We start from the raw sequence: 23842 nt of genomic DNA, 5'->3' as shown, positions 1-23842 counted from the left end.
TGCCGGATACAGTCATGAGTACCTCGTCCATTGCCATATTGCTGTTAATTGCCGGAGCATTGTTGATTGGTTTTGCTGTGTATCAACAGCTGCAAAATCAGCAGCGGCGACAAAAACTGTTGCAGTTACAGAATATTGATGCGGAACCGAATAAAGACAGTGCCAATGGACTGCAGACGATTTCGGTAAGCCCACTGTCGGGCAATCAGAATGAGCAAATCGCGGTTGTTGTCCAGGCATTTAAAAATTTTGTTGCCTGGCTCGACGGTCGTTTCCGGTTACCGCCAGCGCAAATTGTTTTAGCGAGACAAGCGGGTTTTATTCACCCGGGTAATGAAGCTGGTCAGACCAGTCTGGTGATTCTTGGCCGTTATTTCTGGCTCAGTAAAATCATCACTGCTGTGATTGCTGCACTTTGGCTTTGGCCGGAGGGGCAGAAAGCAATGGATTTTCTGTTGCTGATTATTGCCATGGTGATTGCCAATTTAATTCCCGAAGCATTATTCGGATTGTTCTGTCGTGATCGCGCCCGGCGTTTACAGGGTCAGTTGCCTCAGGTATTTGATTTATTGGCTTTGTGCCTTGAGGCCGGTTTAAGTATTGATGCTGCGCTGGCACGGATCGGCGAAGAGATGCGTGCGGTTAATCCGGCATTAGCCAAACACTTTGCCGCGTTAAGTGACGACCTGCGAATTACTAATAGTCGCAGTCATGCGTTTAATGAATTAGCACAACGCTTACCGCTGGATGATTTACGCCAGTTGAGTTGGTTAATCGCTCAGGCAGATGATTATGGTACGCCACTGGCGGAAGGTTTGCGAGAACTCGCCGGTCACAGCCGTACGATTCATGGCCTGGCACTGGAAGAGCGCATGGCAAAAGTGCCGGCACAAATGTCTGTGCCATTAATGGTATTTATTATTTTGCCATTGGTTGCGCTATTAGCTGGACCGGCTTTTATTATGTTAATTCGTCAGTTAAGTGGAGAAGGTTAATGCATTTAACTCGTCGGTTTGTTGTTTACCGTTTGATTGCAGCGGCGGCTTTATTGCTGGTTATCAGCAGTTGTAGTTCCACTCCGGGAAAGACAGCCGTTGTTTCACAACAGCAGCAAATACAGGGACAGCAGCAGGTATTCACGCTGGCGGAAAAAGCGGAACGCAGCGGCTTTTATCAGCTGGCGATTGATATGCATAAAAGCCAGTTGGATAAATACGGTAACAGTGATAACTCAGTTAATGGTGAACATCGTACGGCATTATTCTGGTTATATCGCAAAAACCAGCAGTTTACCCATGCGATGGCACTGTTATCCGAAGCAGAGCGTCGTTTGCCGTTATCGCATGTAATGGCGGATAAACAGCAGCAGGAGCTGATTGCACAGCGTTATAACGGGCTGATGAACTGGCGCTGTATTCGTGCTGTAAGCCTGCTTGATGCTCAGAGTTTGGATGATGAACAGGCCAACAGCGCTGCAGCGGAGCAGGCCTGGTTATGGTTAGACACATCTCCGGCATTAAATAATCAAGCATTACAGCCGCAATTTAATCATTGTTATTCACTGCAGGCGCATCTGTTAACGCTGCGTGGCCAGCCTGATCTGGCACAACAACTTTATCAACGCTTACTGTTGGGCGATCCTGAACATTGGCCGTACCGTTATAACCTGGCGCTGAGTTATTTATTAAAGCAACAGAGTGATAAAGCCCAGGCATTACTTTTACCAGGTTGCCAGCAATCGACCTGTGCCTTACCACTGCGCCAGTTATTGGCGTTGAGTTATGGCCTGCAAAATGACCAACAGCAGGCACTGAAGTGGTTAAGCCCGTTATCGCCGGCAGAGCAGCAACAACAGCTGGATATCTATCAGCAGTTTCGTGAGCGTTTAAATCACGCGGCGGGGTCATTATGACGTCGTTCACTGGTCAGCGTGGCTCCGGCTCCATCGGCTTATTAATTTTATTGCCGATCATTCTGTTTACGCTGGTGTTAATGCTGGACCTTGGTCGTCAGTTATTAGTGCGATCTTTGTTGGCGGAAGCCGTTGAAGAAGTGAATCGTCAATTATTGTCCAAGCCGGATTTACGTCAGCTTAATATTTTGCCGGAAGATCAGGCTCAGGAAATCTGGCAACAAGTGAAGCAGGATCAATGGCTGTTGGCGGATATCGATATTAAAAACGGAGCGCCTGAAGGAAGCTATTTTCTCGATCGTGAACAAATTCTGGCAGCGAATCCGGCGGGTAATGCCGGTTGGGACAGTAGTAACAGCTGCTGTGCATTATTAACCTGGGAGTTTACCAGCTCTGCTACTTTGTCAGCGTTTGAAGTTGTTGCCGGTTTTGGCTGGAATAACCTGTCTTTTACCTTTCGCCGCTTACTGGTGATTCCTGTCGATGCTAACCCGGGGAATTAAGGTGATGAACTTGTGCCAGCAACGAGCTGATCAGCGTTATAAGCAACAGCGTTGTCGACCGCAATACGATAAACAACGTGGTGTTGCTGAAGTTGAAATCAGCGTGATTTTACTGGCCGCGATGATTTTGTCGTTGGCACTGGTGGATTTAGCACAGCCGGGTTATCAGCAGCAGCGTTTGCAGCAATTAAGTGAAGATCTGGTGTGGCTGGTTTCTTCACAGCGGGATTTAACTGACTTTGATGTTGAGAATAATCTCGCGGATGCGCAAAAGCAGGTGAATCACGATCAGTATAAAAATCTGGCAGAGGAACTCTGGAGTCGGGACAACAATAACGATCAGGAAATGCCACAAGTAGCGATTACACGTTTACGTTATCAGGAAGCACCGCTCGAATGGGATCCTAACGACTGTGGCAGTAATCGCCGGGCGGCGGTTTCGGTTGCCGATCTCAGCAGGCTGTTACAGCCATTAGCGAATGGCCAGCGACCGGCTGTCTGGGTGGTCACTGTGTGTTTGGAACAAAAAGATGGTTTATCGGCACGCTGGTTTAACAGTGGTGGAAATGGCGAAAAAGCATTCCCGGTGCTTTCCGCGCGCAGTGTACTGATTGAACGGGATGGTTATTGATATGTGGTTTTCTTCAATTTACCGACAAACGGGTCAGGCCAGTATTATTACTGTACTGGTATTACCCATGTTGGCCACATTAACACTGGGGGCGGTTGATGCCGGACAATGGTTATTGCAGCGTCAGAAGCTAACTGAGTTTTCCCGGGTTGCTGCGATGAATGTTGCCGGGCGAATTGCCTTAAGCAAAGAAAAAAATAACGCACAATTAATTGCCGAAGCGAATGAAATAGCCAGTGAATTATCACTGGCCTACTTTGGTGATAATAAAACAACAGTAGTCCCGACCAATCCTGAGCAGCAAGTTGTTATATCTGCCCTGCGTGATGTCGACAGTATGTTCCTTGGGGCTTTTATTGAGTCGTTCCGAACTGTGGAAGTTCGTTATCAGGCTCGCGCAGATTATGCCTATGAACCCGGTGCGCTGGATTTAACCTTTGTTGTGGATGTATCCAGTTCGATGGGGTCATCGCTGGCGTCGGGAAATAGCGGTACCAAGTTCGCACGTCTGCAGCAGACTCTGCTGGATTTAATTGATGATTTACCGGATTCCGCTGCGTTGGCAATGGTGCCGTTTCATGAAATGGGTGGGGTAAATATTAACGGTGCTCTTTGGCTGCCGGAATCTTACTCTCAGCCTTTGTGTGTCGATGGTCGTGGTGGTAACAATACTGATCAGGTTCTGGCGCAGTTATTTAATGCCCCGGATAATATTCAGGTAGTGACGGAACCTCAGCGCGGTGGCGATTTTCTTGCCGAAAATTGCCCTTCACAAAAAGTGATACCACTCACCACAGACCACATTTATCTGCAGCAACAAATCCGCCAGATGCCTGATGCTAACGGCAGCTCTACCGCCAGTCTGCAGGGGTTTATCTGGGGAGTAAGAACCTTACTCGAGAGCTGGGGCGGACGTTGGAACCTGGAAGATTTACCACGAGCCAATAATAAGTCCGATAAGATCATGGTTGTTCTGTCGGATGGCGCTGATAGCGGTAGCAGTGCTTTTGCTATGCGCGATCTGGTCGCAGCCGGTATGTGTGATCGGGTCAGAGAGCAGGGTATCGATCTTTGGTTTATCGGTTTTGAGGTGGGCGGCTTGTTCGGCTCAGGACCCAGTAATCAATTGAGAAATTGTTATGGCGACCAGCTTTTAGCCGCAGATAACGCCTCCGAATTAGACGCGGCTATAAAAAAAATCATTGCCAGCAGTGCAAAAGCAAAATTGCGGTTAGTTGATGAAGAAGCTTAAACATTCAATCACTTTAAACAATAAATAAACCACTCGGAAACGAACGGTCTTAGAAATAAATAGGTACTCAATATGAAAAAAATCAAACATTTAGTAGCAACACTGGCGGCATTAACCATGCTGAGTCTGCCTGTCTCCGCGCTGGAAATTGGTGACAGTCTGCCAGAATCTATTCGTGCACAGGTCGCTCCTGAGCCGGGTAAAGTGTATGTCATCGACTTTTTTGCTCAATGGTGTGTGTCTTGTCGTATTGAACTGCCACTGGTTAACAAATTTCACAACAGCTACAAAGGCTCCGATAAAGTAGCTGTTGTTGGTGTTGATGTGGACGAAGACGAAGCCGTGGCTAAAGCGTTTCAGAAACAGCTGGGTATTGAATTCCGCGTGATTAACGATACCGAGAGTGAACTGATCGAAATCTTTGAACCACTGGGCATGCCAGCTCTGTACTACATTCGTGACGGTGTCATTCTGGGTCAGCATCTGGGTGCTATTGATTATATTGACGAAGTGATCGAAGCAGACCTGGCTGGTCTGGGTGTAGAGCTTTGATGTTAAAACGACTTGAGATCTCGTATTTTCGGGGAGAGTTATGATGCGTTTATTATTGACTGCCGCTCTGCTGTTCTCAGCCAGTGTTTCGGCTGAAGTAAAAACCATTTATGTTGCACCAAAAATGCAACAACAGACGTCATCATCGGAGGCTGATGCACCCGGGAATGGTGTTAAGAAAAATAAGGTTAAGAAACCTAAAGCTAAGCTGCCAAAACATTCCGCGCTGAATTTTATCGAACCGGTGTTAGGAATTGAGGACGTTAAGCCGTGGCACAAGGGAACACTGGCGAAAGACGAAATGAAGCCAGGTGGGCGTATGCCAACCATGAATAAGTTTGCAACCAAAGTGTTTGCATCAAAAGAAAATACCCGAGGCGGTACCGGCATTGGCGGGGGTGGTTGTGGTTGTAACTAAGAAACTGCAGAGAAGTATTGCTGCTGTTTTATTGCTGGTATTTTCTGCGGCAGTCATTGCAGAAACCACCGTGGGTTATCACGTGTTGCGTTATGTTGAAGGTGACGACCGGGTAAAGGTAACGGATCATGCGGTGAGCATTAAAGGCAAAAAAGGTGTCGATTATGATTATTCGATCGATCTTGGCTACGATGCAATTTCCGGCGCTTCCCCAACTCTGCGCTCTAAAACACCAACGGTTAGTGCTGATGATAGCAGAAACCGGATAGCCAAACTGGATGCCGCCCGTAAGGTCAGCAATAAGCTAATACTTGGATACGATCCGAATGGTGAATATCAGGTTGAGAAGGTTGATCTGACCGATATTCGTCGTTCGATTAACCTCTCGCTGACCAGTCGTGATGAACTCCGTAATGAAACCACGGTGACGGCGGGATATTCAAAAGAGAGTGATTATTCCAGCTCCAGTATCAGTGCATCGAAGTTGTGGTGGGCAGACCGGCGTAAAAACCGTTCTTATACTCTGGGCGGCTCATATATCTATAACGAAAGTTATGTATTTAACGGCAGTTATGCCGATCAAATTATCGACAAAAACCATGCATTCGATATTGAAGCCGGTATTAATCAAACCTTATCGGCTTCATCGACGGCGACGGTTTCTTTGTTTGCGAGTCACGACAGTGGCTATCTGAGTAATCATTACCAGACGATTTTGCGTGCTATTGATGTTAACCGAGACGGGGTGATTGATCGTTTTAACGAAGTTTTCTTGGCCGGTGAACTGCGTCCGGAAAAACGTGTGGGCAAAGGTGTTAATGCTTCCTGGATTAAACAGTGGGACAGCTGGATCACCAGTCAGCTGGGATATCGTTTCTTCGATGATGACTGGGGGATTACCAGCCACACGATGGCGGTGAATCTGGATGTTCCGTTTTATGGCTTCTTTGGTTTAAATAAGCCAAAAGGCAGATCCGCTCAATGGAGCTTGTTACCGGCTTACCGCTACTACAGCCAGAGTCAGGCATTCTTTTACAAGAACCCTTATGCCAGTAATCAACAGGCATTGTTCGGCGAAAGTGGTCCTGCCAGTTCTGATGAGCGTTTAAGTGAATTTGTCGCCCATCGTTTTGAACTGGGAGCACAATATCCGGTGATTAAAAGCCTTACCCTGGATTTCAGTGTGGCGCATTATTTTCAGCAAAATAGTGAAAAACAGAACAGCGACTTCAGCGCTAACTGGCTGATGTTAGGTGTGAGCTATAAGCATAAATAATGTCTGTAGCCAGATGCTTTTGACAACCTTGTTTAAGGTGATCTGGAATAAACCATAAAAAAGGCCGTTATTCGCAGGAATAACGGCCTTTTTAGTTTTTCGCATTGAGCTCTTGCAAGATTAAGCCGAGAAGCTACACCGAAAACGATTCGCCACAACCGCATAAATCCTTGGCATTAGGATTATTGAACTTAATGGTGGAGTTCAGGCCTTCACGGCTGAAGTCGATCTCGGTACCTTTCACCATAGGTGCGGCTTCGGCTGAGATAAACAGGGTTACATCGTCGGCTGCCTGAATCGCAATATCGCCATCCTGAGCGGCTTCGACAAACTCAATATCGTATTTAAAACCGGAACAGCCGCTTTTTTTCACCGCCAGGCGAACACCCGCCATATCCAGATTTTTTTCTAGTTGTTTGCGCACATGCTTCAGCGCCGCTGCTGTCATGCTGACTTCAGGGTTGGCTGGTGCATTAGGATCGAAGGTTTCAATCGTCATAAAGTTACCTCTCTACCTGTATAGCCTACAGCAAAAACATCTTGGCTTTTTCCAAGCCACGGAACAGTGTTTCTACATCTTCCAGTGTGTTGTAGAAGGTGTAAGACGCACGTACGGTACCGGGAATACAGAACTGATCCATAATTGGCATGGCGCAGTGGTGACCCGTACGTACCGCGATACCTTGCTGATCGAGCAGGGTACCAACATCACCCGGGTGTGCACCTTCCAGCAGGAAGCTAAACACGCTGGCCTTATTGGCAGCGGTACCAATTGGCTGAATGCCACCCAGCTGTTCGGCCAGTTCCACCGAACGGGCTAACAATGCATCTTCATGGGCCGCCAGCGCCACGCGATCCAGACCATTAAGGTATTCAATTGCAGCCGCCAGACCGATGGCCCCGGCTATATTTGGGGTACCGGCTTCAAACTTGTACGGCAGGCTGTTGTATGTGGTTTTGCTGAAACTGACGTGTTCGATCATTTCACCACCGCCTTGGTACGGCGGCATCGCATTTAACAGTGCTTCTTTGCCGTACAACACACCAATTCCGGTTGGGCCAAACAGCTTATGACCGGAGAAGGCGTAAAAGTCAGCGTCGAGCGCCTGAACGTCGATATCCCAGTGAGCCACTGCCTGAGCGCCGTCCAACAAGACTTTGGCGCCAACCGCATGGGCCTTTTCAATAATCTCAGCCACCGGGTTAATGGTACCCAAGGCGTTAGAGACATGAACAACAGACACCAGTTTTACCCGTTCGTTCAGCAGCTCTGCAAACGCGGCCATATCCAGCTCACCCGCCGCAGAGACCGGAATCGGAATCAGCTCAGCACCGGTTTGTTCGCATAACATCTGCCACGGCACGATATTAGAGTGGTGCTCCATCGCGGTTACCAGAATCTGATCACCGGCTTTGACGTTCTGACGCGCCCAGGTATTGGCAACGATATTGATGGACTCTGTGGTGCCACGGGTCCAGACAATTTCTTCCGCTTTGGCGGCATTTAAAAATGCCTGTACGGTTTTACGCGCATCTTCAAAACGTTGGGTCGCACGGTCACTTAAGGTGTGTGCACCACGGTGAACGTTGGAGTTATCGGTGCGGTAATAATCGCTGATGGCGTCAATCACGGCATTGGGTTTATGCGTGGTGGCGCCATTGTCGAGATACACCAGCGGCTTGCCGTTTACTTCCTGATGAAGTGCCGGAAAGTCGTTGCGAATCTGGTTAATCAGGTCGGTCATTCTGTTTACCTGTTCTCTCGGCTGTTTCTCTATTGGGTGAGCGCGTCAAACGAGCGCATTAAGCAATATGGCGGGTCAGTGATTGCTCACGACCAAAACGGTGCGCCAGAATCGGACGTAAATAATTGCCGATGGCTTCGTCCGGTAATGCTTCTAATAATTCGTTAATAAAACCAAAGCTCAGCATGACTTCTGCTTCGCGCTTGGAAATACCACGGCTTTGCATGTAAAACAGCGCTTTTTCTTCCAGCTGCGCAACGGTAGCACCGTGAGCACACTGTACGTCGTCGGCGTAAATTTCCAGCTCAGGCTTGGTATTAATTTCCGCTTCGTTGGTGAGCAGCAGGTTTTTGTTGCTCATTTCCGCCAGGGTTTTCTGGGCATCCGGATGGATATGGATACGACCATTAAATACCGCTTTCGCGCTGTCGTTCATAATGCCGCGGAACACTTCGTTCGTAGTGCAACGTGGCACCTTGTGTTCGATGCAGGTGTGGAAATCCACCAGTTGTTTGTTCTGTGGAACATACACACCGCTCATTTCCACATGAGAGCCGCCACCGTTGTGGTTAACCACAATATCGTTACGGGTCAGCTTGCTGCCCAGGCCTAAATGGAACGAGTGATATTGTGCATCACGCTCCAGATCGACATGAGTCGCACCAATATGCAACGCATCTTCCTGAGACATATTCAGGCGGTAGTGCTGCAGCTTGGCGTTGGCGCCAATGGCAATTTCAGTCACGGCATTGGTGAAGCTGTTTTGTTCGGCGTCAGCAGATGCATAATGCTCAACCAGAGTGGCATTGGCACCTTGTTCAACCACAACCAATAAGCGCGCATTAACGCTGAAGTTATCGTCTTGCTTGGTGGTTAACCAGCTAACCTGAATCGCTTGTTCCTGCTGAACATTTTTACCAATGTGCAGTAACACACCGTCGATTAATTGCGCGTTATTGAGTTCGTTAAATAAATGACGATTCTGACCGGCAACAATGGTATCGAGCTTATCGGCAATTAACGCTTTTTGTTCGTCGTTGGCCTGACTGAATAACGTCAGGTTTTCCAGCGCTTCGTTGCTGGATAATTCTTCCGATAAAACACCGTTAACAAATACCAGGCGCTGGCTACCCAGTGCTGGAATAGTTGCGACACCGTCTAAGCCTGCTGCGCTGTGGCTGCTGGCCACATTGCCATAAACACCTTCGGTTAAATGGCGCAGGGAAGTATATTTCCACGCTTCGTGTTTACGGTTAGGAATCACCGCTTGTTCAAACGCAGCGCGACCGGCTGTATTTAAGTCAGCAAAAGAGCTGTTAACCTGATTGGCTAAAGCCAGCTGTTGAGCTTGAAATTGTTCAGACATTCTCAGCTCCTTATTGGCCAGCTTGTTCTAACCAGCCGTAACCTTTTTCTTCCAGCTCCAGCGCTAACTCTTTACCACCGGATTTAACGATTTTGCCGTCGGCCAGAACGTGAACATAGTCAGGTACGATGTAGTCCAGCAGACGCTGGTAGTGAGTCACAACAATAAAGCTGCGGTTTTCGTCACGCATGGAATTAACGCCTTCAGCAACCACTTGTAGCGCATCGATATCCAGACCGGAGTCGGTTTCATCGAGGATGCACAATTGTGGCTCTAACAGCATCATCTGCATTAATTCGTTACGCTTTTTCTCACCACCGGAGAAGCCTTCGCTTACGCCACGCTTGAGGAAGCTTTGATCCAGATTAACGGCTTTGCACTTTTCACGTGCCAGTTTTAAAAACTGCACGCTGTCTAATGCTTCTTTGCCCTGGTGTTCGCGTACGGCATCAACCGAGGCTTTTAAAAATTCCAGGTTGGATACGCCCGGGATTTCAACCGGATACTGGAACGCCAGGAATAAACCTTCGCGCGCACGTTCTTCCGGATCCATATCGAGAATGTCGGTGCCGTTTAATTCGGCGCTGCCGCCGGTTACTTCATAACCTTCGCGACCTGCTAACACATTACCCAGGGTACTTTTACCGGCACCGTTCGGGCCCATGATGGCGTGAACTTCACCCGGTTTAATCTCCAGGTTCAGGCCTTTGAGGATGTCTTTTTCTTCAACTTTGGCTTGCAGGTTTTTGATGCTAATCATGGCGTTTTCCAAAATTTTTAATTTCTTTTACCGGAACTTCGATTGCATTAATGATTGCTTAATCCGGTTTTGGAACCTGCTCATTTAACTTGCCCGGCACGCTGTGAATACGTCCCTGTACGCTCTTCGCCAGCATCCATGCTGCCGGAGGCCGTTCAATTTAAATCAGCAGATTCCTTTAATTCTCGATTAACGTTGTAACGTTAAAAATTCAGCAGGGTGGGGTTAGCCCACCGAGCCTTCCAGTGACACTTCCAGTAACTTGCCGGCTTCAACCGCAAATTCCATCGGCAGCTCTTTAAATACCTCTTTACAGAAACCGTTCACAATCATGGAAACGGCTTTTTCGGTATCAATACCACGCTGCTGACACAGGAATAACTGGTCATCACTTACGGTTGAGGTCGTCGCTTCGTGCTCAACTACCGCAGACGGGTGTTTGCTTTCGATATATGGGAAGGTGTGAGCGCCACACTTATCACCAATTAACAAAGAGTCACACTGGGTGAAGTTACGTGCGCCATCGGCATTCGGGCCCATGCGTACCAGGCCACGATAAGCGTTCTGGCTCTTACCTGCAGAAATACCTTTGGAGATGATGGTTGAGCTGGTGTTTTTGCCCAGGTGAATCATCTTGGTGCCAGTGTCGGCCTGCTGATAGTTGTTGGTTAACGCAACTGAGTAGAACTCACCAACCGCATTGTCGCCTTTTAAAATACAGCTTGGGTATTTCCATGTAACGGCGGAACCGGTTTCTACCTGAGTCCAGGAAACCTTGGCGTTGGTATGAGCGACCGCACGCTTGGTTACGAAGTTGTAGATACCACCTTTACCTTCGGCATCACCCGGATACCAGTTTTGTACGGTGGAATATTTAATTTCTGCATCGTCCAGAGCAACCAGTTCAACCACCGCGGCGTGTAACTGATTTTCGTCACGCATTGGCGCAGTACAGCCTTCGAGGTAAGAAACGTGAGAACCTTCATCAGCAACAATTAAGGTACGTTCAAACTGGCCGGTTTTGGCTTCATTAATACGGAAATAGGTCGACAGTTCCATCGGGCAACGTACGCCTTTTGGAATGTAGACAAAGGAACCGTCGGAGAATACTGCAGAGTTCAGCGCCGAGTAGAAGTTGTCACGCTGAGGTACTACGGTACCCAGATACTTTTTGATCAGATCCGGATGTTCATGAACCGCTTCAGACAGCGGCATAAAAATTACGCCGGCTTCGGCCAGTTTTTCGCGGAAGGTGGTAGCAACCGATACCGAATCGAATACTGCGTCGACGGCAACACCAGCCAGTGCCATTTGCTCGTGCAGTGGAATACCCAGCTTCTCGTAGGTTTTCAGCAGTTCAGGATCCACTTCGTCGAGAGACTTTGGCTTATCTTCCATGCTTTTTGGCGCAGAGTAATACGACAGTGCCTGGAAATCCGGCTTTTCGTAATTAACGTGGGCCCAGTCTGGCTCTTCCATCTGTTCCCAGGCACGGAAGGCTTTTAAGCGCCACTCGGTCAGCCACTCTGGCTCACCTTTTTTCGCGGAAATCCAGCGTACGACGTCTTCATTCAGGCCCGGAGCGATGGTCTCGGACTCGATGTCCGTGACAAAACCCGCTTCGTATTCGCGGTCGATACGGTTGCCGATTTCGGCGTCTTTACCGGTTAACTCGACCGTTGCCTGGGTTGTTTGTTCGATCTCTGCACTGCTGCTCATAGCTGTGTCTCTCTGAAAATGCGTGTTGCTGTGCCCTGGCGTCCTGCGATGGCGAGCGACCCATCCGGGGTCGGTGAACGGTAATTGCATCTGAATGTCTGGCTGGTGTAACTGTCTGCTTGCTTGGCAACGCATCATCCACAAGCCATTCAGAAAACCTGAGCATTTTACTCAGGCTTTTCGTGTTTGCCAACAATCTATACCAGATTGGTATGCATTGATTATCGAAGTCGCGATTCTACCAAAATGGATGAAATATGACCAATTGAGACATATTCCTATTCCCATTTGCATTAATGGCTCGATTGCGGTGCAGGATGTGCCGATTTCAGGCACAAAAAAAGCAGCCGAAGCTGCTTTTTGATGGGAGATAAATAGCGGATTTAGCGGCTTATGCCCAGCCACCGTTACGCTTGCCACCGCGCAGGGAAGGCAATAACAACCCGGCGAATATGCCAATCACCACCAGACCGCCACCGTAAATCAGGTAGGTCTGCTGACGATCGTCACGCAGCTGCGCGTTTTCAGCAGTTAACGCTTCCACCTGGATTTCCAGTTCCTGGTTACGCTGAGTCAGCTTTTTGCTTTTTTCGTCCAGCGCCAGAGCGTTGGCAGAAATGGTTTTGATGCGCTTCAGCTCTTTTTCCAGCTTACCCTGGCTACGGTTCAGTCCGGAGCGGTCGCTTTTCAGGTTTTCAACCTGTGCTTCCAGTTCACCTTTCTGGGTTTTTAAGGTCGCCAGTTCCGCTTTGATTTTGTCCATTTCACGGTTGGCCAGAATCAACTTCTCTTTGGCGATTGGCTCGTTCACCAGAAAACGGGTTAACACCCAGCCTTCCAGGCCTTTAGACGTTTTAACCTTGGTGTATTTCTTTTCCAGATCTTCTTCAATAAAGATCAGGTGCTCACCACTTTTTAATGCTTTCAGGATACGGAAGTCATTACCCGGGCCGCTGCGTAATTGCAGCCACAGGCTATCGGCAACATAGCGTTTCTCGACCGCGGCCTGGGTATTCAGGGAAAAACTGCTCAGGGCAATAAACAAGGCGGCGCTGGCTATCAGAATCTTTTTCACAATCATGTCCTTATCGGTCGTAGATTACGGCAGTACTTTCTTAAATGGCTTAACAATCACGTTCGCGTAAACGCCAGCGTCTACGTATGGGTCAGCATCGGCCCAGCTTTGCGCGGCTTCCAGTGAGTCGAACTCAGCAACCACCAGGCTTCCGGTGAAACCCGCTTCGTCCGGATCATTGCTGTCGATTGCCGGGTGTGGGCCAGCAATCAGTAAGCGGCCTTCATCTTTTAATGTGTTCAGACGTTCCAGGTGAGCCGGGCGTGCACCCATGCGTTTTTCCAGACTGTTTTCCACATCCTGGCTGATAATGGCATACCACATGCGCTTACTGCTCCTCATGGTTCATGTAGCGATATAAGAAAAGAGACTGACCGATAATAAAGAGGATTGTCAGGTCGAGCAAACCGAATCCGCAGAAGTTAGCCGTGGTGCACAAACTTGTGGGTATTCGTCGAGTCGTCGATGAAGGGCAGGGACGACAGGCACGCTACTGTCGCTAATTGACGTTCCGGCAATTACAATACAAGGATATACCTCCATCAGAGTAGAGCGTCGCTGTGATCTCAGAATTCGATTTACATTGCCATACCACCGCCTCCGACGGTAAACATGCCCCGGCTGACCTGGTTGCGCGCGCCTGTGAGCGTGGTATCAAAACTCTGGCGATTACTGACCACGATACCGTTGAGGGTTATCGCGAGGCGTTACCGGTGGCGCGGGAAAAAGGTCTGAATCTGATTCCGGGAATTGAGCTGTCCTGTGTCTGGGGTGGCATCACCATTCATATCGTTGGTCTGAATTTTGATCCTCAGTCGGAAGTGATGCTGGCTGCAGAGAAAGCTCAGATTGAAGCGCGCAAACAACGCTCGGTGATTATTGCCGACAAGCTGTCGAAAAAGCTGAAGCATGATATCGATATCAAAGATATTCAGGCGATTGCCGGTGGTGATGGTGAACCAAGTGAATTGGTTGGTCGTCCACACTTTGCTCAGTATCTGATTGATCATGATCTGGTACCTGATATGGCCACCGCGTTTAAAAAATACCTCGGCGCTGGCAAAGTTGGTGATGTGAAGGCGAACTGGCCAGAACTGGAAAAAGTCGTGCGCTGGATTGTTGATTCCGGCGGTACTGCAGTGATGGCGCACGCCCATTTATACAATATGACCCGCACTAAATTACGCGCCTGTATGGATGATTTTGTTGAAGCCGGTGGCAGTGGCCTGGAAGTGGCGTATGGCATGATGGACAACAATCAGCAAGGGCAAATGAAATCATTGGCTCAGGATTATGGCCTGAAAGGTTCTTGTGGCAGCGACTATCATGGTCCGAATCGTTTTGGCTTAGATCTGGGGGTAATGCCGAAATTCCCGAAAGATATTGATCCGGTGTGGTCTGACTGGCAATTAGTTGGATAAAACCCGGCTGAATCGACTGGTTAGAGATATACTTAAAACATATTTATTTTTTGCCTGAAGCATCGGGCATAACGGAGTGACAGTGAGTCAGTTCTTCCAGATCCATCCTGAAAACCCACAGGCGCGACTAATCAAACAAGCTGCGGAAATTATTCGTGGTGGTGGCCTGGCGGTGATTCCAACCGACTGTGCCTATGCTCTGGCGTGTCGTATCGGTGATAAAAATGCCACCGAAAAAGTGCGTCGTTTGCGTCAGCTCGATAAACATCACAACTTCACATTATTGTGCCGCGATTTATCGGAGCTGTCTGACTTCGCCAAAGTCGATAACGTTAAATATCGCTTGCTGAAGAATCACACCCCGGGTGCGTTCACTTTTATTCTGGAAGCGACACGCCAGGTTCCGCGGCTGTTAATGCATCCGAAAAAACGCACCATTGGTATTCGTGTACCGGACAATCAGATCGCGATGGATCTGCTGTCTGAGATGAATGAACCTATCATGATCACCTCGCTGATTATGCCGGGTGATGATATGCCGATGTCGGATCCGTATGAAATTCGCCAGCAGCTGGAACATGAGCTGGATCTGGTGATCGACGGCGGTTATTGCGGTTTTGAAGCGACCACTGTGATCGATCTGATGGATGAAGCGCCGGAAGTACTGCGACAAGGTGTTGGTGACGCATCGGCGTTTGTGTAAGTTCTCCCTTATCTTCGCGTGCCTGAGTCGATAACCATCGATATTTTTCAGCCGCACCCATCGTAAGGCACGTCACGAGGCATATCCCTATGCCTCGGCCAACTGGTCGCTTTGTTCAAGGCGGTGAAACAGGTATCATGTCGCGCTTTCTATTCTCTAAGTTTTTACAGAGTCCGTTTCATGAGCAAGCAGCGCGTTCTTACTGGTATTACCACCACCGGCACCCCGCATCTGGGTAACTACGTTGGTGCAATTCGTCCGGCGATTGAAGCCAGCCAAAACAGCGACATCGAGTCTTTCTTTTTTCTGGCTGATTACCATGCCCTGATTAAGTGTCAGGATCCTAAACTGGTTCACCAGTCGACCACTGAGATTGCAGCGACCTGGCTGGCTCTGGGCTTAGATACCGATAACACCATGTTCTACCGTCAGTCGGATATCCGCGAGATTCCGGAACTGACCTGGATGCTGAACTGCATCTGTGCCAAAGGCCTGATGAACCGTGCTCATGCTTATAAAGGTGCGGTCGATGCCAACCTGGCAGAAAATGAAGATGCCGATAAAGCCATTACTATGGGTCTGTTCAGCTACCCGGTATTAATGGCCGCCGATATTCTGATGTTTGGTGCTAACAAGGTACCTGTGGGTAAAGACCAGATTCAGCACGTTGAAATGGCGCGTGATATGGCTCAGCGTTTTAACCATATTTATTCCAGCAAGAAAAACCCACTGTTAACGCTGCCGGAATATGTGGTCGACGATAACGTGGCGATTCTGCAGGGATTAGACGGTCGTAAGATGAGTAAGAGTTATGGCAACACCATTCCTCTGTTCCTGACTGAAAAACAGCTGCAGAAACACATCAACAAAATTAAAACCAACCTGTTAGAACCAGGCGAGCCGAAAGATCCGAATGACTCGACCGTATTCCAGATCTGGAAAGCCTTCGCAAACGAAGAACAGCTGGCTGAAATGACCCAGGCTTATGCCGATGGTATTGGCTGGGGCGATGCTAAGAAAAAACTGTTTGCTCTGGTTAATGAAGAAATTGCCGAAGCTCGCGAAAAATACAATGACCTGCTGACGCGTCCGCAGGACATCGAAGCTGAGCTGCAGAAAGGTGCTGAGAAAGCCCGTAAGCTGAGTGTGCCGCTGATGGAGCAGGTACGTGAAGCGGTTGGTATCTTTGGTCTGAAATAAAAAACTATTTTTTCTGCCAAAATTAAAAAAGCCGATCCTAGTGATCGGCTTTTTTTGCTTGGGGAGAAATAATAAACACTCCCTATTATTTTCAGCCGCCGCATTTGTGCTACATCCCTGTAGCTAAATGCTAATGCGACGTCCTGTCGCTGCTCTTGAAAACAATAGAGAGTATTTATTTTGACAGTATCTTCAAAAATGAAGAGAAGTTAGGTCTTTGATTTATATTCTCAATAAAACACTGATCCCTTAACGATTTAAGCATCTTCACCAAACCATTTTCATCGTCCAGCTGGTTCGCAGGCAGCGTTAATAAATCATCCAATAAACAACCCAAGGCTCGTACTTCAACTTTTTCCATATTGGCACGTTGATTATCAGGGAGTGTCTTGCCGTCAGAAGCCGCACCAAAATCACCAATCAGGACTTCACAGTCATCATTCACCAGCGTGTTATGAGCGTATAAATCCCCATGGCTCACACCTTGCTGGTGGAGGTGATGTGCCGCACTGGCAAAATCGCCAACGATTTTAGCGATTTGTTCTGCGCTAAAAGAAACACCTTCAGTAAAGGTATCGCGGCTGCAGGTATCAAAATTGGGTGGGTTGCCCAGATTACAGTAACCCGCTGGAATCAGCTCCATTACGATACCAAGCTGACTTGATTTTGACGGAGTAGGGGGATCTTTAATCTCACCAATGGTTTTTACAATATGCGGATGATGGCCAGCATCGAGGCAGCAATCTAATTCGTCCTGCGGATAACCATCGCTGGTGACATCCCCTTTAAATAATTTAACCGCGATATCTGGCTTGCCCAGATGTTCGTGTGCCTGCTTCCAATGACCACGATAAATGGTGCCAGAAGCGCCTTCGCCCAGCTTTTCGTCCAGCTCCAGATCATCCAGATGCACAAAAGGCACCGTTTTCGATGCGTGCTCCACGCCGGTAAATACTGAACTGGAAAACGGATTGCCGGCAAAAGCCAGCCAGGATAAGCGGGGCAGTTTGAATAACCAATCGGGCAGTGCCTCAAAACGATTAGCCGATAAGCGAATCAGTTCGAGGTTACGACAGTTGGCCATGCTATTCGGTAGTTCCGTCAGCTGGTTTCCTGCCAGTGCCAACTTCTGCAAGCGATGCAGCTTGCCCATAGAGTCCGGCAGGCGCGTCAGCTGGTTGCCGGTCAGAATCAACCAGCGGGTATGTTCAGGAATGCTGTCTTCGGCAAATTCCGTCAGCTGATTTTCTTTAAAGGCGATCATCTCCAGAGCCGGGCACTGGGACAGTACAGGCGGAATATGAGTAAAACGGTTATTGGTCAGAAACAGGATCTTCAGCTTCTTCAGCCGGGCGAAGTCGTCTGGCAGGTCGGACAATTGGTTATTACCCAGATCAAGGATTTCCAGCGTATCGGCATGATCGAATACTTCACGCGGAAATTCGGTTAATTGCTGCTGGATCTGGATACGTTTTTCGCTCATGAATGAGTCCTGACGATGAATCGGGCCGCCATAATAAGGCAGATTGACTGATTTAGGGAATGAATGGTTTCAGTTAGAATGGGCGTCAGAACCGGGGGCCAACTTGAATAACTTAACATCTGAACAACTTGCAGTGGTCAATCACCAGCAAGGTCACGCCAAAGTCATTGCCGTTGCTGGCGCTGGTAAAACCACCACGCTGACGCACTTTATTGCGGCGCGTCTGGAGCACAGCTGTGGTCCCCGGCGGATGCTGGTGTTGATGTATAACAAGGCCGCACAGCAGGATTTCGAGGCCAAGCTGCAGCGTTTGTTGCCCGGTAAGCCGTTACCTCAGATTCGCACCTTTCACTCCCTTGGCCTGCGAATTTACCAGCGTCTGATTCAGCAAGGGCATTTACCTGCGTTTCAGGATAAGTTGCTGTCTGACGGTGAAGTCGAAAATGTCGTCTGGCGGTTATTGCAACAAATTGCCGATGACGACACCCGCCAGGAAATTCTGTCGCAGAAAAAGAAATGGGTTGAGCCGGCAATGGGTTTTATCGATCTGGTTAAAGCCGGACTTTTACCCCCGGCGGATGTGTTCGACACACTCGATTTACCACCGGCTTGTCGCCTGTTTGTTGAATGTTTTGAGCAGTTTGAACAGTGGCGTAAATCGCAAAACCGTATCAGCTTTAACGATATGATTTACGATCCGGTTATGTGCTTTCGCCGTAATCCGGAAGTCGCCGCGCATTTTGGCGGCCATATGCAATGGATATTGGTCGACGAATATCAGGACATCAACGAGATTCAGCAATATTTCCTTGAAGTATTATATGCCGGTCGTGGCTCGGTAATGGTGATTGGTGACCCAGATCAGACCATCTACGAATTCCGTGGTTCGAAGCCGGAATTTATTGTGCAGGAATTTGATCGTCGTCTGGGTCAATCTCAGCAAGCGGTCAGCCGCTATACGTTGCCTCACACCTTCCGTTACGGTCATGAAATCTCACTGCTGGCCAACCACCTGATCAGCCACAACCAGCAGCGTGAACCGGTATTGTGTTTATCCCATCAGAGCACTCCCGCCAGTCAGGTGCAGCTGCACCAGGCGCATCACGAAGCCCGGTTAATTCTGACCCTGATCGAAAGTGAAGCGCAGAAGCGGCCGCTGGAACAGATTGCCGTTATTAACCGTTTATGGGCGTTATGTGCGCCGGTTGAGCTGGCGTTATTGCAGAAGAAAATCCCGTATCAGTTACATAATTCATTGTCGGTACTGGATCGCTGGGAATTGCATATCTTCTGGCTGTTGCTGGAGATTGCAGCGGCGAAATTTTCACAGCGCAGTCAGTCTGAACGAGAGCAGGTCTGGCTGCATATTCTGACCACGCCGTATCCCAAAATTAAACGTTCGGTGTTAGAGCAGATTGCGAAAAAAACCGCCGTTGCTGAACGGGATTTTGCTGAAGCCATGGTTGAAGCCATTCCGGATGACATTTCCAAATGGCAAAAAGAACAACTGGAAGCCCGGGCGGCTGTTATTGCTAATGCTGAGCATATTAATACTTCGGCTTTCCGTATTATTCAGGATTATATCGATGAGTCTGATTTGTATCAGGGCATCGAAGACAGCGCATTTTCTGCCCAGCAAATCGAAGACCGGCGTCAGACCATAAAGGCATTTGTTGCTTTTATTAAAGAAAGCCAGCAATCCAGCCGGGCTGCCCATGACTATTTACTGGAGTTAAAAGCACAGCGGTTACAGCAGGAAAATAATACCGGTGTACACCTGACGTCGATTCACAAAAGTAAAGGGCTGGAGTGGCCGGTAGTGATCATTCCGGGATTAAATGCCCAATATTATCCGTATCACCCGGAAGGCGAATTTACCACGGCGGCCAGTGAAGAAAGTGAGCGGCGATTATTATACGTTGCTATGACCCGTAGCCAGCAGCAGCTGCATTTGCTGGCGCCGGCATTTGATCCCAAACGACGTAAGAAGCCTTCTGAGCACGAAAAAACCAGCCGTTTCCAGCGAGAGCTGAACGTTGCCGCCAGCCAGTCCGTTGCCAGAGCGATTTACCATAGCGCTGAACACCAACAGCAAAACGAACTGCAGCTGGACAATAAAGCCGCCTGGCTTGATCGATATCTGGCGGAACAGCATTGTGCTTTAAAGGTTAGCGAAAAGCCTGCGAAAAAAACGGCGGTGCTGAACGATTTTATTATTGATCGTAAATATCCGGAACCTGAAACCAAACAGCGGGTACGCCACAAAGTTCTGGGGGCGGGTTATATCCTGTCGGAAGATGAGCAGTATTTAAAAATACGCTTTGATGGTGAAGCCAAGCTGAGAACTCTGAGTCGGGAAAAAATTGCCGGTTTATTACAATACGAATAACTGACGGCGAATCTCACGCATAAGTCCTTCGCAGTTTGGCATTGCTGGCGTTAGAATGACTTATTGATTTGATTGTATACAGGGATGTAGGCGTGAAAAAGCAGCTGTTTTATTATCTGACTCTGATCGTTGTGTTTGTTGAGGCGGCCTGGTTTGTTTCAGATCCTCTGAAACGGGACTATTTTGCCGCACAAATCCCCATTCCTGACTTTAAATACGCGGTAAAGCGCGAAGTGTATTCGCCGCTGATTCCATTAATGATCAGTGCTTTGGTTAATCCACCGACTGCTCCGCGTCATCCGGAAGTGGCCAGTCATTCGACCTTACCGGCAATGCCGGTCAGTGATTTTGATCTTAATGCCCACGGCGTAAACGCCTGTTTTAAACCGCTCAAGTCTGTTGCTAAAGCCGCCAGCGAAAAGATCTATCGCTGGGTTGATGCCAACGGCAAAGTGCATTTTGGCGATGGTGATCGGGCGAAAGGGAACCCAGGTCAGCAAATTGGCCAGCAGTATCAGAGTCGCAATAAACTGACGATCGATGTCAGCTTTCAGCAGGCCCGGGCGGATCAGCGCATCATTAACGAGTTGGAATTTGAGGCAAGGGCGATATATCGCGTTTTGGCAGGAATTTTACCGCGCGAGTTGCTGCGACCATTGAGTCTCAGAATTCTGGTGTTCAGCAACAGCGATAACCTCAACAGCTATAAACGTCAGGTATTTGCGCAACAGGATAAAGGCACGGCCTATCAGAAAGATCAGCAGGCCCATGCTTACATTGTGGTTAAGCGGGCGAAGTTTCAGGGACTGCGGGCATTACGTCATGAGTTGGTACATGCACTGGTCACCGCGATGGCCGGTTCGGTGCCACAGTGGCTGGGAGAAGGTCTGGCGCAATACATAGAGCAGGTTCAGTGGAATATGAATGCTGCGCTGGTGGAGCCGGATCGTGATGATATCGACAGTAGTTATTTATCGCTGGCTGATACCGCCAAATTACTCGAGCTGAAACACAGCCATTTCCAATACAGCATTTCACGTCACAAAAATTTCCGCCAGGCATACGCTCTGTTTTTCTTCTTACGCAGTCATTCGGATGGCCGCCGCTTTATCCAGAAAATGTTTTCACAGTACCGTGATTGGGATTGCGAAGAAAACGGTGCTGAAGTCGTGTTACAGAGTAATTACCCGGGTGGACTCAATCAGCTGCATCAACGTTATCTGAAATGGCACAAGCATGGCCGCTTTGACACCCAGCGTTTGTAGTCTGAAGGCGGTAGCTTTTGCCAGGCGCTTTATCATAAAAGCTTGGTCGCAGAAATTTGCCGACAGCGTTTTGTGACTGATGTCGCAACTCGCTGATGGCGCAGCCAGTCTGGTGCTAACGTACCGATGTTGGCGGTTCCTTTTCACTTTATCCTTAGCTAGATTGCTAAATGTCCTGACTTTCTTTCTGGCTTAGGGAGGGTTCCCCGAGACTGACCTAGATTTGGGATATCCAAGCGCACATCTCGTGTTTCTGTTTTTGCTGAGAGGTCAGTGAGTGAAAGCCATTGTTCAGATATTTTTCACCTTTGCTATCGCTATTGCGGCGACAGAATTGTTCTGGACCAGCAGTTCACCGGATCAGCGGGTACGCTGGTTAAAGGCATTACCTGCTCCGGGACTCGAAACCATTGTTGTTACTGAAACAACTCAGCCGATTCTGCCGCAGCTGCTGAATATTCTGGCTAACCCCGGCCAGCAGAAAATTATCGTCACCGAAAAAGTCACCAGCAAAGAGCAACCGAATGTGAGCAAAAGCCAGGTTGTTCCTCAGAAAAAAAATGCCAACAGTCTTAACCTGGCTCATTACATCCATGCACGTCAGCGCTGCGTTAAACCACCAACTCAGGAAATTACCGCGGTTGAAAAGCAATCTATTTATCGCTGGACCGATGCCAATGGCAGAGTGCATTTTGGCGACAAAGCGAAGAGTCAGCGTGCCGAAGACATGAGTAAAACCTATGGTCGTCGCACCCAGGGCGTGAAGCTCAATATTCAATACATCGGTTGGGAAGGTGACAGAACGCTGAGTGCAGATCTGAAAAAACAGGCCAGCTTAATGTATCGCATTCTGACGCAGTACATTCCCCGTCATGAGTGGCGTCAGATTAACCTGAATCTGATGATTTTCCCGAGCCAGCCAGCGTTTGAAGATTATAAAACGGAGCAGGGTGCGAATGCCGGGTGGATGGCTTATTACGATGGTCGAAATAATCAGGCTTATCTGGCGCGTCAGGCTAACCATGAGATGACCATGCGAATTGCTCGTCACGAAATGACACACGCGATGATGGTGGGCATGTTGGGAACAACGCCGATCTGGATCAGTGAAGGGCTGGCGCAATACCTTGAACGTCTCGACTGGCAAATGAGTGCCGCTCAGGTAAAGGTCGACCAATATGTCTTCGATCGTTTAGCGAATCAGGCCAGTGGTGGTTTTGCCCATGTGGCCGATCTGGAACATTACGAATTTAATAACGGCGATCAGGAAAATAACTACCATCGCTCATCAGCAATGATGCACTTTTTGTTAGGGCACCGCGAAGGTCAGTTTTGGGTAAAAGAAGCGCTGGGTTATTTTGCCATTAACCCGTGTGGCCCTTATGACGCCAAACGTTTCTTTAACCAGAGTTACCCGGGTGGCATCGCCGGGGCCAGTCAGCAATACAGTCAGTGGCTGGAAGCACGGGAATACCGCACTCATTATTACTGACAGGAAAGGCTCTGTCTGAGGCCTGGCTGTGGAAACAGGAAGGTTTCTTCTGATACCGGGAGTCGCTATACTCGACGTTAGTGCAAGCAGGTAGTATCCACTACCTGCTTTTTTTATTTCTCACGCTGACAGGACTGTATATGACAATCGCACAGCACAAAGTTGTAACCATTCACTATAAAGTTGTTGATGTTGATAGCGGTGACGTTATCGATTCATCCGAAGGCGCAGAGCCAATGACTTACCTGCACGGTGCTCAAAACATTATTCCAGGCCTGGAGAATGCTTTAGATGGCAAGCAGGTTGGTGATGAGTTCGAAGTGACTGTTGCCCCGGCAGATGCCTATGGTGAATACAGCGATGAACGTATTCAGCAGGTGCCTGTCGCTGCGTTCGAAGGCGTTGAAAAAGTTGAGCCAGGCATGGCATTTACAGCGGATACCGAACATGGCCCGGTAAACCTGATTGTGACTGAAGTTGATGAAACAACAGTCACTGTGGATGCTAACCACCCTCTGGCAGGTAAGTCTCTGTCATTCAGCGTTAAAGTTGAATCTGTGCGTGATGCGTCCGATGAAGAAGTGGCTCATGGCCACGTACACGGACCGGGTGGTCACCACCACTAAGTTCGCGCTTATAAAAAAACGCAGCCCAGGGCTGCGTTTTTTTATGGCTGTTTG

24 protein-coding genes are annotated in these 23842 nt (G+C 48.7%); 16 read left to right on the top strand and 8 right to left on the bottom strand.

Features of this window, described 5'->3' with window-relative positions; all coding sequences use genetic code 11:
- Positions 1–14: 14 nt before the first annotated feature.
- From ACOQOZ_RS07610 to ACOQOZ_RS07575, 8 genes are all read left to right on the top strand, one after another.
- On the top strand, positions 15–995 hold the full coding sequence (locus ACOQOZ_RS07610; protein ID WP_420591677.1) for a type II secretion system F family protein: 981 nt from the start codon (positions 15–17) through the stop codon (positions 993–995).
- Complete coding sequence (locus ACOQOZ_RS07605; RefSeq protein WP_420591676.1) at positions 995–1912, top strand: tetratricopeptide repeat protein; 918 nt, start codon at positions 995–997, stop codon at positions 1910–1912. Before ACOQOZ_RS07610 ends, ACOQOZ_RS07605 begins: the two co-directional genes overlap by 1 nt.
- Positions 1909–2415, top strand: a complete 507-nt coding sequence (locus tag ACOQOZ_RS07600) for a hypothetical protein (RefSeq protein ID WP_420591675.1) — start codon at positions 1909–1911, stop codon at positions 2413–2415. The genes ACOQOZ_RS07605 and ACOQOZ_RS07600 overlap by 4 nt, the downstream gene beginning before the upstream one ends.
- Before the next feature lie 4 nt (positions 2416–2419).
- Positions 2420–3046, top strand: a complete 627-nt coding sequence (gene tadF, locus ACOQOZ_RS07595) for a tight adherence pilus pseudopilin TadF (protein WP_420592403.1) — start codon at positions 2420–2422, stop codon at positions 3044–3046.
- Between the two features lies 1 nt (position 3047).
- A complete protein-coding gene (locus ACOQOZ_RS07590) occupies positions 3048–4298 on the top strand; it encodes a TadE/TadG family type IV pilus assembly protein (protein ID WP_420591674.1) in 1251 nt (416 codons plus the stop codon).
- A gap of 72 nt (positions 4299–4370) precedes the next feature.
- Entirely contained in the window at positions 4371–4850 is a 480-nt protein-coding gene (locus tag ACOQOZ_RS07585; protein ID WP_420591673.1) for a TlpA family protein disulfide reductase, read from the top strand.
- A gap of 40 nt (positions 4851–4890) precedes the next feature.
- Positions 4891–5268, top strand: coding sequence for a DUF4266 domain-containing protein (locus ACOQOZ_RS07580; protein ID WP_420591672.1), 378 nt, complete (start codon positions 4891–4893; stop codon positions 5266–5268).
- Entirely contained in the window at positions 5255–6544 is a 1290-nt protein-coding gene (locus ACOQOZ_RS07575; RefSeq protein WP_420591671.1) for a DUF3570 domain-containing protein, read from the top strand. Before ACOQOZ_RS07580 ends, ACOQOZ_RS07575 begins: the two co-directional genes overlap by 14 nt.
- Before the next feature lie 133 nt (positions 6545–6677).
- Here ACOQOZ_RS07575 and ACOQOZ_RS07570 read toward each other — a convergent pair whose 3' ends face one another.
- The 5 genes from ACOQOZ_RS07570 to sufB all read right to left on the bottom strand — a co-directional run bounded on the left by ACOQOZ_RS07570 (position 6678) and on the right by sufB (position 12134).
- Complete coding sequence (locus ACOQOZ_RS07570) at positions 6678–7043, bottom strand: HesB/IscA family protein (RefSeq protein ID WP_420591670.1); 366 nt, start codon at positions 7041–7043, stop codon at positions 6678–6680.
- Positions 7044–7068: 25 nt separating this feature from the next.
- Complete coding sequence (locus tag ACOQOZ_RS07565) at positions 7069–8289, bottom strand: aminotransferase class V-fold PLP-dependent enzyme (protein WP_420591669.1); 1221 nt, start codon at positions 8287–8289, stop codon at positions 7069–7071.
- Positions 8290–8347: 58 nt separating this feature from the next.
- Complete coding sequence (sufD, locus tag ACOQOZ_RS07560) at positions 8348–9655, bottom strand: Fe-S cluster assembly protein SufD (protein ID WP_420591668.1); 1308 nt, start codon at positions 9653–9655, stop codon at positions 8348–8350.
- A 10-nt stretch (positions 9656–9665) separates the two neighbouring features.
- Positions 9666–10415, bottom strand: a complete 750-nt coding sequence (gene sufC / locus ACOQOZ_RS07555; protein WP_420591667.1) for a Fe-S cluster assembly ATPase SufC — start codon at positions 10413–10415, stop codon at positions 9666–9668.
- A 225-nt stretch (positions 10416–10640) separates the two neighbouring features.
- A complete protein-coding gene (gene sufB / locus ACOQOZ_RS07550) occupies positions 10641–12134 on the bottom strand; it encodes a Fe-S cluster assembly protein SufB (protein ID WP_420591666.1) in 1494 nt (497 codons plus the stop codon).
- Positions 12135–12228: 94 nt separating this feature from the next.
- Between sufB and ACOQOZ_RS07545 the strand changes: the two genes are divergently transcribed.
- The gene (locus ACOQOZ_RS07545) at positions 12229–12498 is read left to right on the top strand and encodes a hypothetical protein (protein WP_420591665.1); all 270 of its coding nucleotides are present in this window, start codon (positions 12229–12231) and stop codon (positions 12496–12498) included.
- Between the two features lie 27 nt (positions 12499–12525).
- Here ACOQOZ_RS07545 and ACOQOZ_RS07540 read toward each other — a convergent pair whose 3' ends face one another.
- Both ACOQOZ_RS07540 and ACOQOZ_RS07535 read right to left on the bottom strand, forming a co-directional pair.
- Positions 12526–13209 (bottom strand): TIGR04211 family SH3 domain-containing protein, encoded by a 684-nt coding sequence (locus ACOQOZ_RS07540; RefSeq protein ID WP_420591664.1) that lies wholly within the window; start codon positions 13207–13209, stop codon positions 12526–12528.
- Positions 13210–13233: 24 nt separating this feature from the next.
- The gene (locus ACOQOZ_RS07535) at positions 13234–13533 is read right to left on the bottom strand and encodes a YciI family protein (protein WP_420591663.1); all 300 of its coding nucleotides are present in this window, start codon (positions 13531–13533) and stop codon (positions 13234–13236) included.
- 236 nt (positions 13534–13769) lie between these two features.
- On the opposite strand from ACOQOZ_RS07535, the gene ACOQOZ_RS07530 reads away from it, so the two are divergent.
- The 3 genes from ACOQOZ_RS07530 to trpS all read left to right on the top strand — a co-directional run bounded on the left by ACOQOZ_RS07530 (position 13770) and on the right by trpS (position 16533).
- Complete coding sequence (locus ACOQOZ_RS07530) at positions 13770–14630, top strand: PHP domain-containing protein (RefSeq protein ID WP_420591662.1); 861 nt, start codon at positions 13770–13772, stop codon at positions 14628–14630.
- Between the two features lie 82 nt (positions 14631–14712).
- On the top strand, positions 14713–15333 hold the full coding sequence (locus tag ACOQOZ_RS07525; RefSeq protein WP_420591661.1) for an L-threonylcarbamoyladenylate synthase: 621 nt from the start codon (positions 14713–14715) through the stop codon (positions 15331–15333).
- Positions 15334–15513: 180 nt separating this feature from the next.
- Entirely contained in the window at positions 15514–16533 is a 1020-nt protein-coding gene (gene trpS, locus ACOQOZ_RS07520; protein WP_420591660.1) for a tryptophan--tRNA ligase, read from the top strand.
- 175 nt (positions 16534–16708) lie between these two features.
- Here the strand turns inward: trpS and ACOQOZ_RS07515 are convergent, their stop codons facing one another.
- Positions 16709–18016, bottom strand: coding sequence for a protein kinase (locus ACOQOZ_RS07515; protein WP_420591659.1), 1308 nt, complete (start codon positions 18014–18016; stop codon positions 16709–16711).
- A gap of 103 nt (positions 18017–18119) precedes the next feature.
- Here ACOQOZ_RS07515 and ACOQOZ_RS07510 point away from each other — a divergent pair, with 103 nt between their 5' ends.
- The 4 genes from ACOQOZ_RS07510 (at position 18120) to ACOQOZ_RS07495 (ending at position 23788) form a co-directional block, all read left to right on the top strand.
- Positions 18120–20405, top strand: coding sequence for a UvrD-helicase domain-containing protein (locus ACOQOZ_RS07510; RefSeq protein ID WP_420591658.1), 2286 nt, complete (start codon positions 18120–18122; stop codon positions 20403–20405).
- Between the two features lie 92 nt (positions 20406–20497).
- On the top strand, positions 20498–21670 hold the full coding sequence (locus tag ACOQOZ_RS07505) for a DUF4124 domain-containing protein (protein WP_420591657.1): 1173 nt from the start codon (positions 20498–20500) through the stop codon (positions 21668–21670).
- A 277-nt stretch (positions 21671–21947) separates the two neighbouring features.
- On the top strand, positions 21948–23162 hold the full coding sequence (locus ACOQOZ_RS07500; RefSeq protein ID WP_420591656.1) for a DUF4124 domain-containing protein: 1215 nt from the start codon (positions 21948–21950) through the stop codon (positions 23160–23162).
- Positions 23163–23302: 140 nt separating this feature from the next.
- The gene (locus tag ACOQOZ_RS07495) at positions 23303–23788 is read left to right on the top strand and encodes an FKBP-type peptidyl-prolyl cis-trans isomerase (RefSeq protein ID WP_420591655.1); all 486 of its coding nucleotides are present in this window, start codon (positions 23303–23305) and stop codon (positions 23786–23788) included.
- Positions 23789–23842: the final 54 nt, after the last annotated feature.

It is taken from the genome of Bacterioplanoides sp. (assembly GCF_965219715.1).
Classification (GTDB): domain Bacteria; phylum Pseudomonadota; class Gammaproteobacteria; order Pseudomonadales; family Oceanobacteraceae; genus Bacterioplanoides.
The sequence above is the reverse complement of the archived record's forward strand: the minus strand, read 5'-3'. Positions and strand labels throughout refer to the sequence as shown.

Excerpts from the sequence above, each read along its gene's own strand:
- ACOQOZ_RS07610 (WP_420591677.1), top strand. The coding sequence starts at position 15 with ATGAGTACCTCGTCCATTGCCATATTGCTGTTAATTGCCGGAGCATTG.
- ACOQOZ_RS07605 (WP_420591676.1), top strand. The coding sequence starts at position 995 with ATGCATTTAACTCGTCGGTTTGTTGTTTACCGTTTGATTGCAGCGGCG.
- ACOQOZ_RS07600 (WP_420591675.1), top strand. The coding sequence starts at position 1,909 with ATGACGTCGTTCACTGGTCAGCGTGGCTCCGGCTCCATCGGCTTATTA.
- tadF (WP_420592403.1), top strand. The coding sequence starts at position 2,420 with ATGAACTTGTGCCAGCAACGAGCTGATCAGCGTTATAAGCAACAGCGT.
- ACOQOZ_RS07590 (WP_420591674.1), top strand. The coding sequence starts at position 3,048 with ATGTGGTTTTCTTCAATTTACCGACAAACGGGTCAGGCCAGTATTATT.
- ACOQOZ_RS07585 (WP_420591673.1), top strand. The coding sequence starts at position 4,371 with ATGAAAAAAATCAAACATTTAGTAGCAACACTGGCGGCATTAACCATG.
- ACOQOZ_RS07580 (WP_420591672.1), top strand. The coding sequence starts at position 4,891 with ATGATGCGTTTATTATTGACTGCCGCTCTGCTGTTCTCAGCCAGTGTT.
- ACOQOZ_RS07570 (WP_420591670.1), bottom strand. The coding sequence starts at position 7,043 with ATGACGATTGAAACCTTCGATCCTAATGCACCAGCCAACCCTGAAGTC.
- ACOQOZ_RS07565 (WP_420591669.1), bottom strand. The coding sequence starts at position 8,289 with ATGACCGACCTGATTAACCAGATTCGCAACGACTTTCCGGCACTTCAT.
- sufD (WP_420591668.1), bottom strand. The coding sequence starts at position 9,655 with ATGTCTGAACAATTTCAAGCTCAACAGCTGGCTTTAGCCAATCAGGTT.
- sufC (WP_420591667.1), bottom strand. The coding sequence starts at position 10,415 with ATGATTAGCATCAAAAACCTGCAAGCCAAAGTTGAAGAAAAAGACATC.
- sufB (WP_420591666.1), bottom strand. The coding sequence starts at position 12,134 with ATGAGCAGCAGTGCAGAGATCGAACAAACAACCCAGGCAACGGTCGAG.
- ACOQOZ_RS07545 (WP_420591665.1), top strand. The coding sequence starts at position 12,229 with ATGTCTGGCTGGTGTAACTGTCTGCTTGCTTGGCAACGCATCATCCAC.
- ACOQOZ_RS07535 (WP_420591663.1), bottom strand. The coding sequence starts at position 13,533 with ATGTGGTATGCCATTATCAGCCAGGATGTGGAAAACAGTCTGGAAAAA.
- trpS (WP_420591660.1), top strand. The coding sequence starts at position 15,514 with ATGAGCAAGCAGCGCGTTCTTACTGGTATTACCACCACCGGCACCCCG.
- ACOQOZ_RS07515 (WP_420591659.1), bottom strand. The coding sequence starts at position 18,016 with ATGAGCGAAAAACGTATCCAGATCCAGCAGCAATTAACCGAATTTCCG.
- ACOQOZ_RS07495 (WP_420591655.1), top strand. The coding sequence starts at position 23,303 with ATGACAATCGCACAGCACAAAGTTGTAACCATTCACTATAAAGTTGTT.